The organism is Bartonella sp. B12(2025), assembly GCF_053795135.1.
The window spans coordinates 389,203-401,948 of the sequence record NZ_CP200031.1; the positions used below are offsets into that span (position 1 = coordinate 389,203).

At 39.3% G+C, this 12,746-nt stretch carries 13 protein-coding genes; 11 read left to right on the forward strand and 2 right to left on the reverse strand.

Going from position 1 to position 12,746, the window contains the following annotated elements:
• Positions 1-49: 49 nt before the first annotated feature.
• Complete coding sequence (locus V3564_RS01610) at positions 50-2,137, reverse strand: lytic transglycosylase domain-containing protein (RefSeq protein WP_455481107.1); 2,088 nt, start codon at positions 2,135-2,137, stop codon at positions 50-52.
• A gap of 267 nt (positions 2,138-2,404) precedes the next feature.
• On the opposite strand from V3564_RS01610, the gene dapA reads away from it, so the two are divergent.
• Together dapA and smpB are read left to right on the forward strand one after the other, a co-directional pair.
• A complete protein-coding gene (gene dapA, locus V3564_RS01615; protein ID WP_455481108.1) occupies positions 2,405-3,289 on the forward strand; it encodes a 4-hydroxy-tetrahydrodipicolinate synthase in 885 nt (294 codons plus the stop codon).
• A 14-nt stretch (positions 3,290-3,303) separates the two neighbouring features.
• Positions 3,304-3,780, forward strand: a complete 477-nt coding sequence (smpB, locus tag V3564_RS01620) for an SsrA-binding protein SmpB (protein WP_455481109.1) — start codon at positions 3,304-3,306, stop codon at positions 3,778-3,780.
• A gap of 44 nt (positions 3,781-3,824) precedes the next feature.
• Here smpB and V3564_RS01625 read toward each other — a convergent pair whose 3' ends face one another.
• Entirely contained in the window at positions 3,825-4,493 is a 669-nt protein-coding gene (locus tag V3564_RS01625; protein ID WP_455481110.1) for a uracil-DNA glycosylase, read from the reverse strand.
• Between the two features lie 584 nt (positions 4,494-5,077).
• On the opposite strand from V3564_RS01625, the gene rpoZ reads away from it, so the two are divergent.
• The 9 genes from rpoZ to recO all read left to right on the forward strand — a co-directional run bounded on the left by rpoZ (position 5,078) and on the right by recO (position 12,741).
• Positions 5,078-5,476 (forward strand): DNA-directed RNA polymerase subunit omega, encoded by a 399-nt coding sequence (gene rpoZ, locus V3564_RS01630; RefSeq protein ID WP_455481111.1) that lies wholly within the window; start codon positions 5,078-5,080, stop codon positions 5,474-5,476.
• A 125-nt stretch (positions 5,477-5,601) separates the two neighbouring features.
• Positions 5,602-7,827 carry a RelA/SpoT family protein gene (locus V3564_RS01635; RefSeq protein WP_455481112.1) on the forward strand — a complete coding sequence of 742 codons (2,226 nt, stop codon included), beginning with the start codon at positions 5,602-5,604 and terminating at the stop codon, positions 7,825-7,827.
• Between the two features lie 17 nt (positions 7,828-7,844).
• Positions 7,845-8,423: an orotate phosphoribosyltransferase gene (gene pyrE / locus V3564_RS01640; protein ID WP_455481430.1), complete on the forward strand. Its 579-nt coding sequence runs from the start codon at positions 7,845-7,847 to the stop codon at positions 8,421-8,423.
• Between the two features lie 89 nt (positions 8,424-8,512).
• The gene (locus V3564_RS01645; protein ID WP_455481113.1) at positions 8,513-9,115 is read left to right on the forward strand and encodes a DUF2062 domain-containing protein; all 603 of its coding nucleotides are present in this window, start codon (positions 8,513-8,515) and stop codon (positions 9,113-9,115) included.
• The gene (acpS, locus tag V3564_RS01650) at positions 9,112-9,513 is read left to right on the forward strand and encodes a holo-ACP synthase (RefSeq protein WP_455481114.1); all 402 of its coding nucleotides are present in this window, start codon (positions 9,112-9,114) and stop codon (positions 9,511-9,513) included. The genes V3564_RS01645 and acpS overlap by 4 nt, the downstream gene beginning before the upstream one ends.
• An 81-nt stretch (positions 9,514-9,594) precedes the next feature.
• Positions 9,595-10,407 carry a signal peptidase I gene (lepB, locus tag V3564_RS01655; RefSeq protein WP_455481115.1) on the forward strand — a complete coding sequence of 271 codons (813 nt, stop codon included), beginning with the start codon at positions 9,595-9,597 and terminating at the stop codon, positions 10,405-10,407.
• A complete protein-coding gene (gene rnc, locus V3564_RS01660) occupies positions 10,388-11,095 on the forward strand; it encodes a ribonuclease III (protein WP_455481116.1) in 708 nt (235 codons plus the stop codon). The genes lepB and rnc overlap by 20 nt, the downstream gene beginning before the upstream one ends.
• Positions 11,088-11,993 (forward strand): GTPase Era, encoded by a 906-nt coding sequence (gene era, locus V3564_RS01665; protein ID WP_455481117.1) that lies wholly within the window; start codon positions 11,088-11,090, stop codon positions 11,991-11,993. Before rnc ends, era begins: the two co-directional genes overlap by 8 nt.
• 1 nt (position 11,994) lies before the next feature.
• Positions 11,995-12,741: a DNA repair protein RecO gene (gene recO, locus V3564_RS01670; protein WP_455481118.1), complete on the forward strand. Its 747-nt coding sequence runs from the start codon at positions 11,995-11,997 to the stop codon at positions 12,739-12,741.
• The last annotated feature ends 5 nt before the right edge of the window (positions 12,742-12,746 follow it).

Genomic DNA, 12,746 nt, shown 5'->3' on the forward strand with positions numbered 1-12,746 from the left:
TGAGAAAATAGAACAAATTCCTTTGGGGTATATCGAGGTGATATTATTTTCATTGACCGGAAAGAAGGTCGGCTTTTATGTCTATTTTTCCAGTGAGTCTTGCTTTGTAAACTCCATAATTTTCCATGACACGCATCACATAATTACGTGTTTCTGTATAGGGGATGCGTTCAATCCAATCGATGATTTTATCAAGAGACTTCCTTCGAGGATCACCATAACGTTTTATCCATTCGTTAACACGACGAGTTCCTGCATTATAACTAATAAGAGTCAATATATAGGATCCGTTAAAACGTTCTAATTGTTCACTTAGAAAATAAGCACCTAACGTAGCATTATAACTGGCATCATTGCTGAATTTTTTTTGTGACCATGCGATAAAATGCTTTTTTGCAAGTGCTTTTGCTGTCGTAGGGAGCAACTGGAGTATACCTTGTGCGCCTGCTTTTGATATGGCTGTTGGATTAAATTCGCTTTCTTGGCGTGCAATGGCATAAATGAGCGCTTTTTTTGCTACAGGAATATTGGCAGAGGATGGTATAGCACCGAGTGGGTAGGAAAGTGCACCAACAGTTTTACCCTGAAAAGCAGCAGTTTTTCCGATTTTAAGGCTGGTATAATAGTCTCCATTTTTTTCTGCCATAACAGCTAGAAGAGCTAATTCACCGGGGCTTTCTATTTTTTTTCCCAGTTCTCTATAAAAAATTTTCGCAAAGCTAGCATAGCCAGCCGATTCAAGGCGTTGAATTGCTTGAATGGCTTTTCGTGCACTAAAACGTTTTCGCTCAGCAGTCGTTGGTTTTGGAAAGGAGACTTTAAGTTTTTTTTGGTTAAGCCGTGAAGCTGCTAATTGACCATAATAAGTGGCGCTAAAATGAGCTGCACGATGAAAATAATTCTGGGCATTTTTATATTCACCCAGAGTTTCTGCTGTTCGTCCCATCCAATAGTATCCGCGCGATGCAGCAAGAGGTGCAGAAGATAATTGAGGAATACGCGAAAAATGGTGCATTGCTAATCTAGGATCATGAAGAAACCGTAGTGCATACCATCCTGCATGAAATTCAGCATCGACTGTCAATAAAGATGTCATATTAGTGTGCATGGCAACGAGTTGATAAGCAATTTTAGGTTTGTTTAAATCGAGCATTTCGCGGGAAAGGGCGCGTTGCTCTTTCCATAATGTATGCGGGTTTACAAGTCTCAATACATTTCTTGGTGTTCTCATCATGAGTGCTGCAGCTGCACTATATTGTCCAGTTCGTCGAAGATGGCGAATTCGAGCAAATTGTAAGAGAGGATCTTTTTGCCATGATCGCTCCACAGCTTGTAATTTTTGCGTGGCTCTAGGATCATTTTTTTCAACGGCAACAAAAGCATTAAAAAGAGATTGAGCATAGGCCAATTTTGCAACACGCTCAGCTGAAGCGAAGCGATGTGCATAAAGCATAGATTGCATGCGTTTCAGATGATCAAAGGGTTTTAACGCAGCACTTGCATTTTTAAGAATAAGCTCTTCTTCTTCTACATTGAGTTTTTCTTTATGCCACCAAGGTGCAATGATTTGTCGAGCACGGGCGGTTTGTCCAGTTGCGATAAGTGCTTTAGCGAATATAGCCATACCTTGTGCTGTTAGGGGGGGATGATGAGCAAACTTTTGGAGGATTACGTGTGTGAAGTTTGTTTCATTGATAAAAGCACGTTCAGCATTGCGTTGCATAGTGGCTATGCCTGGCCATCCTTTTAGCTCGTTGATTGCATTTAATATTTCAGAGCTTGGTATTTTGGTGTGGCTTGATATACCGATCGCCCATGTCAAAATATGGCGATTAAGGCTATTCTTTTCCATTGAATTTCGAAGGCTTATTGTTTTTGCAATATCGTTGTTTAAAAGTGCATCTAGCCCAGCTTTAAGTTGTTTGATTGCAGGGGTATTTTGGTTTGTGGTGTGAGTCTGTCTAAGAGGTTTCTTAGATTCTTTTTTGATGACAAAGGGGGTAGGGCGAGCCAAAGGGATTGGTGCCTTCCTATGCAGAAGTAGTGTTTGTGCACATGCACTTGAAAATAAAATTGTTTTTGCCAGTATAAGTGCAGTGAAGGTTTGTACAAAAAAGGAGGTAGGAGATGCACGCATAGAGAAAAAAACCTTGAGACCTTGCTTTTTGAAAACACTCAAGAACTTCTAGAACAGAAGCATGAAAAACGGGTTAATGTAGGCTAATGCTTTAAAGAAATATTCCTTTAAAGAAATATTCGGAACTGAAGGAGGTTCATGTTAAATCTTATGAGAGCTATTGTGAAATTCATGTTGCTTCAATAATAGAGCAAGATTATGCTATATTGTTGATAATTTATAAAGACTATTTTAAAAAAATAAAGAAAATATTATAGGGAGTTTATCATGCTCAAGGGTGCTGTGACTGCGCTTATTACACCGTTTGATGATAAGGGTGCTATTGATGAGAAAGCATTTTGCAATTTTATTGAGTGGCAAATTACACAAGGTATTAACGGTGTAAGCCCTGTTGGAACAACGGGTGAATCAGCAACTTTAAGTCATGAAGAACACAAAAGGGTTATAGAGTTATGCGTTGAGCAAGTTGCTAAGCGTGTTCCTGTTATTGCTGGAGCAGGATCAAATAGCACAAATGAAGCTGTAGAGCTTGCGCAACACGCGGAAAAGGCAGGTGCAGATGCAGTTTTGGTTGTCACGCCCTATTATAATAAACCTAATCAGTTTGGTATATACACACATTTTTCTTCCATTGCGAAAGCTATTTCTATACCTATTATAATTTATAATATTCCTGGTCGTTCTATTATCGATATGACTGTGGAAACTATGAGAGACCTTTGTAGTGATTTTAAAAATATCATTGGTATTAAGGACGCTACGGGTAAAGTTGAGCGTGTTAGTGAACAACGTGAAAAGTGTGGTAAGGATTTTGTGCAGCTTTCCGGTGATGATTGTACAGCATTAGGTTTTAATGCACATGGAGGTGTAGGGTGTATTTCGGTTTCATCTAATGTTGCACCAAAACTCTGTGCAGAGTTTCATGCCGCTTGTTTCGGTGGCGATTATAAAACAGCACTAGAATTAAATGATCGTTTGATGCCTCTCAATCGTGCAGTATTTATTGAACCCAGTCCTGCTGGTATTAAATATGCTGCTGCAAAATTAGGGCTTTGTCGCGATGTTGTTCGTTCACCAATTGTGCCACTAGCGGATACCACAAAGAAGATTATTGATACAGCTCTGCGCCATGCGGGTCTGCTTAAAGAATAAAACGATGTGCAGCCATGAACAAAAAAAAGAACGCGCCAGTACGAAAAATAATTGCTGACAATCGTAAAGCTCGTTTTAATTATGAAATTCTCGATAATTTTGAAGTTGGCCTGGTACTTCAAGGAGCGGAAGTGAAATCTTTACGTTCTAATCATGCAAATATTGCTGAAAGTTATGCCAGCTTTGAAGATGGAGAATTATGGTTAGTGAACAGCTATATTCCTGAATACACGCAGGCTAATCGTTTTAATCACGAGCCACGTCGTTTGCGTAAATTATTAATTTCGAAACGCGAAATGGTACGTTTTTTTAAGGCGACTTCTCGTGAAGGAATGACACTTGTCCCTCTCAAGCTTTACTTTAATGGACAAGGACGTGCTAAGTTAGAAATTGCTTTGGCACGTGGGAAAAAGCTTCATGATAAGCGCGAAACGGAAAAAAAACGTGATTGGGGACGCGAAAAAGCAAGACTTTTAAAAAAACATGGATGATAGAGGCGGTTTGTATATCTCTTTACAGTACTTCTAAGGAGATTTCAGCATTGATCAAGATATGTTTTGGCTGCTTCAAAAACCTGATGGAACATAGCATTCGTTAAGCGTCCAGTGTTAGTATTATAGCGTGAACAGTGATAGCTTGAAAAGATGCGCAATCTGCCGATGTTATTTATTTCTCCATGTCCGAAAGGATGAGCTAAAACTTTTGCATTGAGGGCACGTATAGTTGAATGATGTGCAATAGTGCCAAGGGTAATAACAGCTTTAAGTTTGGGAAGATTTGTTAAAAGAGGTGAAAAGAAATATCGGCAAGTGTTAATTTCTGCACCAGTAGGTTTATTTTCTGGTGGAACACAACGAACTGAGTTAACAATTGCTGCATCAATCAGTTCAAGATTGTCGTCTGCTTTTTCTTCAAAGGTGCCTTGGGCAAAACCAAACTTTTTTAAAGTGGAGTAAAGCAAGTGTCCAGCATAATCACCAGTGAATGGGCGTCCAGTTCGATTTGCTCCGCGTAATCCAGGAGCAAGACCAACGATGAGAAGGCGTGTTGTGGCTGCACCTTTATAGGGAAAGAATGGGCGCACCGGTGCGTTATGCCAGCTCGGTTCTTTCATGCGCCAGTCGGAGATAAACTTGTATAAGCGTGGGCATAAATTACAATTTTTCGGCGGTTCTGGGCAAAGCGATGTTAATTGGTTATTCATGAGCAGATATTAATCATTTTTTATAAAAATTTTTAAAGTTATCTATGGGGTGTATGACGGATTATGTCTTTTTAAACAACCATGATAAATATAAATAAGCTGTTTAATAACATAGTTTACATAAAATGATTGCTGATTAATTTTTGAAGAGTGACAATCTTTCAGTGATTTATTTGGTGAATAAGAGAGTAATGAATACGACATTTAATAGGACAAAGTTTTTTTTATTTTGTACATTATCATAAACAGTGTGCATGAGACTTTCGTTATTGCAAAAGACTTTTAATAAGTTTGAAGGGTTGGTATAACTTTAAAGGATAAATTTTCTAGAGTAGAGAGTGATTTTATCAGATGAGTGTACTTTTTTGTTTGAATCCGGTACTCTTGAAAGCTTTTATTTTTAGGGTATCGATAACTGATTTGGGTGGATTATGCGCTTTTTGTAAAGCTTCCAAGAGTTTTTTAATAAGCTCTTTGAGCAAAAAGTATTAAAGTTTGTATTGTTTTTCTTGTGTTTTATTTTGTTTATTGTATATATTCTATCTTCGCTATGAAGTTTTTTAATCTTTAAGAAAGAGGCATAAATGGCCCGCGTAACGGTAGAAGATTGTATTGATAAAGTGGATAATCGCTTTGAGTTGGTGCTTTTAGCTGGGCATCGGGCGCGTCAGATTTCACAGGGTGCGCAGATCACAGTTGATCGTGATAATGATAAAAATCCAGTCGTTGCTTTGCGTGAAATAGCGGAAGAGACATTATCGCCTGCTGATTTGAAGGAAGACCTTATTCATTCATTGCAAAAGCATGTGGAAGTGGATGAGCCAGAAATGGAAAATGAGCTTATTTCTCATTCAGGTGAATCTGAAGATGTCTTTGGAGCATCGTCGGAAGAAGAGAGCAGTTCGTTTAATCATATGTCAGAAGAAGAGCTTTTAGCAGGTATCGAAGGCTTGGTCGTTCCGGAGAAAAGTGACGATTATTAATTGTGACAGTTTATATTACGGGAGCAGATATACGTTGTCATGCGATAATGGTTATTTTTCTTGTCTTTTATTGATGAAATATTCATGTTCAATAAGGGTTAAAAAAAGATAAAGGATATGCTCGTATGATGCGTCAGTGTGAGCTTGTTGGGCGTGTTCAACGTTACAAGTCTGACGTGGATGAGGCTCTGTTAAATAGGGCCTACGATTACGCGATGCGGAAGCATGGTCATCAGAAGCGTGCTTCAGGTGATCTTTATTTTTCTCATCCTTTAGAAGTAGCTGCTATTTTGACAGATATGCGGTTGGATGAAGCAACAATCGCTGTTGCTCTTTTGCATGATACGATTGAAGATACAAGCGCTACACGAGCAGAAATTGATCAGCTTTTCGGATCTGAAATTGGTAAGTTGGTTGAAGGGCTCACTAAGCTTAATAAGCTTGATTTTGTATCGAAGAAGGCAGTGCAGGCAGAGAATCTTCGTAAACTTCTTATCGCTATTTCTGATGATGTTCGTGTTCTTTTGGTCAAACTTGCCGATCGTCTTCATAATATGCGCACACTTGGTGTTATGCGCGATGACAAGCGTCGGCGAATTGCTGAGGAGACAATGGATATTTATGCGCCACTTGCGGGTCGTATGGGTATGCAGGATATGCGCGAGGAGTTAGAGGATCTCTCTTTTTTTTATTTAAATCCAGAAGGTTATCGTACGATTACCAATCGGCTTTCTGAATTATCGAAGCGCAACCGTGATTTGCTTTCTAGGATTGAAAACGAACTTACAAAACTTTTTTTTGAACATGGCATTAAAGCAGATGTTAAAAGCCGTCAGAAAAAATCTTATTCAGTCTTTCGCAAAATGGAAAGTAAGGCGTTATCTTTTGAACAATTATCTGATATCTTTGGATTTCGTGTTATTGTTGAAACAGTGAACGATTGTTATCGTGCTCTTGGTGTTATCCATACTACGTGGCCAATGGTACCTGGTCGTTTTAAAGATTATATTTCTATACCAAAGCAGAATGATTACCGTTCCATTCATTCAACGATTGTAGGGCCTTCAAGACAGCGTGTTGAACTGCAGATTAGAACTGCTGCTATGGATGAAATTGCTGAATATGGCGTTGCTGCACATTCCATTTATAAAGATCGCGGTTCCAATTATTTGACTTCGAAGTTATCAAACGAAACCAATGCCTATGCATGGTTACGTCAAACGATTCAGTCTTTGTCAGATGGGGACAATCCAGAAGAGTTTTTAGAACATACAAAACTTGAGCTTTTTCAAGATCAAGTTTTTTGTTTTACTCCGAAAGGTCGATTGATTGCATTTCCAAAAGGCGCTACCCCTATCGATTTTGCTTATGCAGTCCATACTGACATTGGTGACTCTTGCGTGGGAGTGAAAATCAATGGTCGTATTATGCCTTTAATGACCAAATTAAAAAATGGTGACGAAGTTGATATTATACGTTCACAAGCTCAAGTTCCGCCAGCAGCGTGGGAGTTTCTTGTTGTAACAGGAAAAGCACGTTCAGCTATTCGTCGAGCAAGCCGCGCAGCGGTACGTAAGCAATATTCGGGCTTGGGATATCGTATACTCGAGCGTTCGTTTGAATATATGGGGAAACAATTTTCAAAAGATGTTCTCAAGCAAGTTTTGCCACGTTTGGCACGTAAAGATGTGGAAGACGTATTGGCTGCTGTCGGGCGTGGTGAATTGCTTTCCGCTGATGTGATTAAAGCGGTTTATCCTGATTATCAAGATCACCGTGTAGTACAAAAGTCATCTTTTAAACCTGGGGAAGAAGGTTGGTTTAACATTGAAAATGCTCAAGGTATGATTTTTAAAGTTCCGGAAAATGAAAAGGATGCAACTGCGGAGAAGTGCCAATCTAAAGCATTGCCTATTCGAGGAACCCGTGGAGATATTCCCGTGCGATTCTCTCCTGAAGGGGCAGTGCCGGGAGATCGGATTGTTGGCATTATGCAACCAGGGTCAGGGATTGTTATTTATCCGATACAGTCTTCGGCCTTGATGGCGTATGATGATCAGCCAGAGCGGTGGATTGATGTCCGTTGGGATATCGATGCCCAAATGAGTGAGCGTTTTCCTGCTCGAATTAATATTTTGGTTGTTAATAGTCCTGGTTCATTGGCAGAAATTACGCAAGTTATTTCTGCCAATGATGCTAATATACAAAACTTATCTTTTCTCCGTACGGCATCAGATTTCACAGAAATTATGATTGATCTGGAAGTTTGGGATTTAAAACATTTGAATCGTATTTTTTCTCAGTTAAAAGAGGCTGGTTCGGTTAGTGCGGTACGGCGAGTTCATGGATGAAAAAGAGAGATTTTGCGATGAATACACAAGATGTGATTGATATTTTTAAACAAGCAGATGCTATTCTGGAAGGGCATTTTATTTTAACATCAGGTCGTCATAGTGCTACTTATATGCAGAAAGCGAAAGTATTCATGCATGCTGACTTGACAGAAAAGTTGTGTTGTGGATTAGCAGAAAAAATCAAAAAATCTGTCGAGGGAAAAATTGATTATGTGGTTGGTCCTGCGATTGGTGGTCTTATTCCTTCGTATGAAACTTCACGTCACCTTGGTATTCCTTCTCTTTGGGTAGAGCGTGTAAATGGTATATTTGAGTTGCGTCGTTTTGAAATCAAGAAGGGTGCAAAGGTTGTGATTGTTGAAGATATTGTGACAACAGGTCTTTCTATTCGTGAGACCGTTGAGGCTCTGGTTACAGCAGGAGCGGATGTGCTTGCAAGTGCATGTATTCTTGATCGTTCTGGTGGTAAGGCTGATGTAGGAGTTCCATTGATTGCACTTGCTGAATACGAGATAGCATCTTATGCTAGTGATGCACTCCCTGCTGAACTCGCTATGCTTCCAGCGATCAAACCAGGAAGTCGAAATATTTAATGTCTTTCTATTTTTTATACGGAAACTTGGGGAAATTAATTTGAACCATAAGAGTTTTTTATTTTCATAAGATGTGTATTGAGAATCATATGCTTTTTTGTCGTCGAGAGCTAATAGATTTTGTAAAGCGTATGCGGTTTTGGTTATATCCACGTCGTTCATTTTTTCGCACATTTTGCTACATATATAAGCGTATTTTGCGTATATCAGCGACGCCGCATAAAGTTGCATTGGGGTTTTCTATCGGCATTTTTTTAGCTTGTTCACCTCTCTTTGGGATGCATATTATTTTGGCAATATTTTTTTCTTGGATTTTGCGTGGAAATTTTGCTGCAGCGATTATCGGGACGGTTTTTTCTAATCCACTCACATTTTTGCTCATTGTTATGGCCGATTATAAGGTAGGCTATTTCTGTTTATCGCTTTTTAGCAATGTAAATGAGATTTCTTTTTCTCAAATTCGTGTTCTGTTTAATGGCTTGACATTGTCAAATGTACCTCTGCTTTTTAAGGGCACATGGGATCTAATCATGAGGCCGATGATTTTAGGTGGTGCTCTTTTGGGTTTTATTTTTGGTGGCTTATCTTATATAGGTGTTTACAGAGCAATCGCCCGCTTTCAGCAAAAGCGATATCAAAAGATTATAAAAAAAAAGCGTTCGTGGCAAAGAAATTCGAGTGATATCTTATGATTATTGGTCTTGGAAATGATCTTATTGATATAAGACGCATTGAGAGAATGTTGATTCGTTATGGTGATCATTTTGTTCAACGTATTTTTACTGACATTGAGCAAAATAAATCTGAAAATCTCCAAAAAAGATCTTCTTCTTACGCCAAAAGATTTGCTGCCAAAGAAGCATGTGCTAAGGCTTTGGGGACAGGAGTCGCTTGTGGTGTGGGTTGGAAAGATATGGGGGTGGTCAATTTACCATCTGGCAAACCAATCATGGAACTAACAGATCGTGCAAAAATGCGGTTACAAAAGTTATTGCCTCCTCATTATGAAGCTGTCATTCATCTTAGCATAACGGATGATTTTCCTTGGGCGCAGGCATTTGTTATTATTGAAGCACTTCCGCGTGGATAGATATTGTGGGAGATTGTGCTTTTGTTATTTGAATATTATTATAAAAGATAAATTATATCTGTAATGGGAAGGTTATCTGTAATGATCCAGAAAGAGAAAATACGTAAAAAGGAAGGAAAAGGCGGAATTTTTGAATTTATTTTTGTTTTGATACAGGCTCTGTTTTTAGCAGCGATTATTCGTACACTTTTTTTTCAGCCTTTCACTATTCCTTCCGGTTCGATGCGCCCTACTTTATTAGTGGGAGATTATTTGTTCGTTTCTAAATATGCGTATGGGTATTCTCATTTTTCTATACCCTTTTCCCCTCCCATTTTTTCCGGGCGTATTTGGGCATCTCAGCCTCAGCGTGGGGATGTCGTGGTTTTTCGTTTACCGAGTAATCCAGATATTGATTATATAAAACGTGTTGTTGGGCTACCGGGTGATCGTATACAAGTTCGTCAAAGTGTCCTTTATATTAATGGTGAGGCTGTTTCGCGCTATTTTATGGGGAAGATTGACAATTCTGATATAACAGAGGTTAATTACCCTGTTGATGTTTATCGCGAGACAATGCCTAATGGTGTTAGCTACGATACACTTGATTTAGCGTTTATCCCGCAAGTTGATGACACAAAAGTTTTTGAAGTTCCACCAGGGCATTATTTTATGATGGGTGATAACCGTGACAATTCGGATGATAGTCGTTTGGATGTGGGTTATGTTCCGGAGGAAAATCTTATTGGTCGAGCAAGTTTGATTTTTTTCTCTATCAGTAATGGTTCAAGCGCTTGGCAGGTTTGGCGTTGGCCGTTTGATGTGCGTTGGAATCGTTTGTTTTCTTTTATTAATACCGTTCATGATTTGCCGCTTAGTAAGCAGGAGATCAACGATGAATCGTTCAGTGATTGATCAGCTTGAAAGATTGACAGGGCACCATTTTAAAGATGAAGAGAAATTAAAAAAAGCATTAACACATTCTAGTGTACAAGATTCGGAACAGGGAAATTATGAGCGCTTGGAATTTCTAGGTGATCGGGTTCTTGGGCTTTTGATTGCAAAAATGTTGTATCAATTATTTCCACAAGCCAGTGAAGGCGAGTTGTCCGTACGTTTAAACGGTTTGGTTAACGCGCAGACATGTGCCGATATTGCACTAGAAATAGGTTTGCCCGATATGATACACGTCGGTTTTGAGATGAGAAGCTTAAAGGGGCGTCGGCTTACGAATATATATGCTGATGTGATTGAGGCTTTGATTGCTGTAATATATCTTGATGGAGGATTGGAAAGTGTTCGCCCTTTTATTGAGAAATATTGGAAAAGTCGGGCAAAGCAGATGGATGCTGGTCGGCGTGATGCTAAGACAGAGCTGCAGGAATGGGCGCATGTGCAAGGCCGTGTTCAACCACATTATCGGGTTATAAAGCGTTCAGGCCCAGATCATGATCCTGTTTTTATGGTAGAGGTGAGTATTTTGGGGTTTGCGCCGGAGATTGGGCAAGGAAACTCTAAACGATGTGCTGAAAGAATGGCAGCTGAGAAAGTTTTACGACGAGAGGGTATATGGGAAACAATGGGAAAAAATGATCATGAATGACGTGATTAAAACGCGTTCTGGTTTTGTAGTGCTCATTGGGGTGCCTAATGCTGGTAAATCAACATTAGTTAATCAGTTGGTTGGAACGAAGGTTTCAATTGTAACGCATAAGGTACAAACGACTCGTACTGTGATCCGCGGCATTGTCATTCATGATGATGCGCAAATTGTATTGATTGATACGCCGGGGGTTTTTCGTCCTAATAAGCGGTTAGAACGTGCTATGGTATCTGCTGCTTGGGGGAGCGCTAAGAGTGCTGATGCTTTATTAGTTTTGATTGATGCTCAGAGTGGTCTTTCGGATGAAGTTTGTACAATGTTAGATATTGTAGGAAAGATTAAACAGGATAAAATTCTTGTTCTTAATAAAATCGATACAGTTGCTAAATCATCTCTCTTAACATTAACTGCCAAAATTAATGAGCGCGTGCAGTTTTTGCAAACATTTATGATTTCCGCTCTAAATGGTTCTGGTTGTAAAGATTTACTTTATGCGTTAAGTACAATGATGCAAAAGGGGCCGTGGCATTATCCAGAAGATCAAGTTTCAGATATGCCTATGCGTCAGCTTGCTGCTGAAATTACGCGTGAAAAACTTTTTTTTCGTCTTCACAATGAACTCCCTTATTTTTCAACAGTCGAAACAGAAAATTGGGAAGAATGTTCAGATGGTTCAGTTAAAATTAACCAAATTATTTACGTAGGGCGTGATAGTCAGAAAAAAATTGTTTTAGGAGCAAAAGGCGATACAATTAAAGCGATTGGTCAGGCAGCACGTAAGGAATTAATGGAAATTATGGATCAGAAGGTTCATCTTTTTCTATTTGTGAAAGTGCGTGATAATTGGGATGCTGATCCAGAGCGTTACCGCGAAATGGGATTGGATTTTTTAAAATAAAATGAAATGGAAAGAACAAGCCATTATTCTTGGTACACGCCAATATGGTGAAACAAGTGTTATTCTTGAAATTATGACGCGTCAACATGGTCGTTATATGGGGGTAGTGAAAGGAGGACGTTCGCGTCGTATGGCAGCTCTTCTTCAGCCTGGGAATTTTGTTGAGGCTGAATGGTGGGCACGTTTAGATGAACATTTGGGACTTTTTCGGCTTGAAGCAATTGATTTACATGCAGCACGGTTAATACTTCTGCCAGAGGCGCTTTATGCTTTGCAGTTGATAGCTTTTCATTTGCGTCTTCTTCCAGAGCGTGATCCACATCCTATTTTATATGATATTTTACATCTTTTTATGCAGAATTTTGGTGAGCCGTCTGTCAATGCGGAATTGCTTGTGCGCTTTGAAATGCGGCTACTTGAAGAACTTGGCTTTGGCCTTGATTTATCTCATTGTGCTGCAACAGGTCGCCGAGAAAAACTTTGTTATGTATCACCAAAGTCGGGACGAGCTGTATGTGAGGAAGCAGGTCGTCCTTGGAAAGAAAAACTTCTAACTTTACCACAGTTTCTTGTGCAAAGAACCACACGTCCTGTAGATTTTAATGACATAATAGATGGTTTAATTCTAACAGGTTTCTTTTTAATGCGTCATGTCTTGGAACCACGGGATATAAAGCAACCATCAGTGCGTATGAATTTGATACGATTATTTGAAAGACGGTTTCGTGTGCAAGCATTAATTTGTTAATTTGA

What these genes read in the sequence shown, in the direction of transcription:
- V3564_RS01610 (WP_455481107.1), bottom strand. Translation starts at nt 2,137, where the DNA reads ATGCGTGCATCTCCTACCTCCTTTTTTGTACAAACCTTCACTGCACTT.
- dapA (WP_455481108.1), top strand. Translation starts at nt 2,405, where the DNA reads ATGCTCAAGGGTGCTGTGACTGCGCTTATTACACCGTTTGATGATAAG.
- smpB (WP_455481109.1), top strand. Translation starts at nt 3,304, where the DNA reads ATGAACAAAAAAAAGAACGCGCCAGTACGAAAAATAATTGCTGACAAT.
- V3564_RS01625 (WP_455481110.1), bottom strand. Translation starts at nt 4,493, where the DNA reads ATGAATAACCAATTAACATCGCTTTGCCCAGAACCGCCGAAAAATTGT.
- rpoZ (WP_455481111.1), top strand. Translation starts at nt 5,078, where the DNA reads ATGGCCCGCGTAACGGTAGAAGATTGTATTGATAAAGTGGATAATCGC.
- V3564_RS01635 (WP_455481112.1), top strand. Translation starts at nt 5,602, where the DNA reads ATGATGCGTCAGTGTGAGCTTGTTGGGCGTGTTCAACGTTACAAGTCT.
- pyrE (WP_455481430.1), top strand. Translation starts at nt 7,845, where the DNA reads ATGAATACACAAGATGTGATTGATATTTTTAAACAAGCAGATGCTATT.
- V3564_RS01645 (WP_455481113.1), top strand. Translation starts at nt 8,513, where the DNA reads ATGCTTTTTTGTCGTCGAGAGCTAATAGATTTTGTAAAGCGTATGCGG.
- acpS (WP_455481114.1), top strand. Translation starts at nt 9,112, where the DNA reads ATGATTATTGGTCTTGGAAATGATCTTATTGATATAAGACGCATTGAG.
- lepB (WP_455481115.1), top strand. Translation starts at nt 9,595, where the DNA reads ATGATCCAGAAAGAGAAAATACGTAAAAAGGAAGGAAAAGGCGGAATT.
- rnc (WP_455481116.1), top strand. Translation starts at nt 10,388, where the DNA reads ATGAATCGTTCAGTGATTGATCAGCTTGAAAGATTGACAGGGCACCAT.
- era (WP_455481117.1), top strand. Translation starts at nt 11,088, where the DNA reads ATGAATGACGTGATTAAAACGCGTTCTGGTTTTGTAGTGCTCATTGGG.
- recO (WP_455481118.1), top strand. Translation starts at nt 11,995, where the DNA reads ATGAAATGGAAAGAACAAGCCATTATTCTTGGTACACGCCAATATGGT.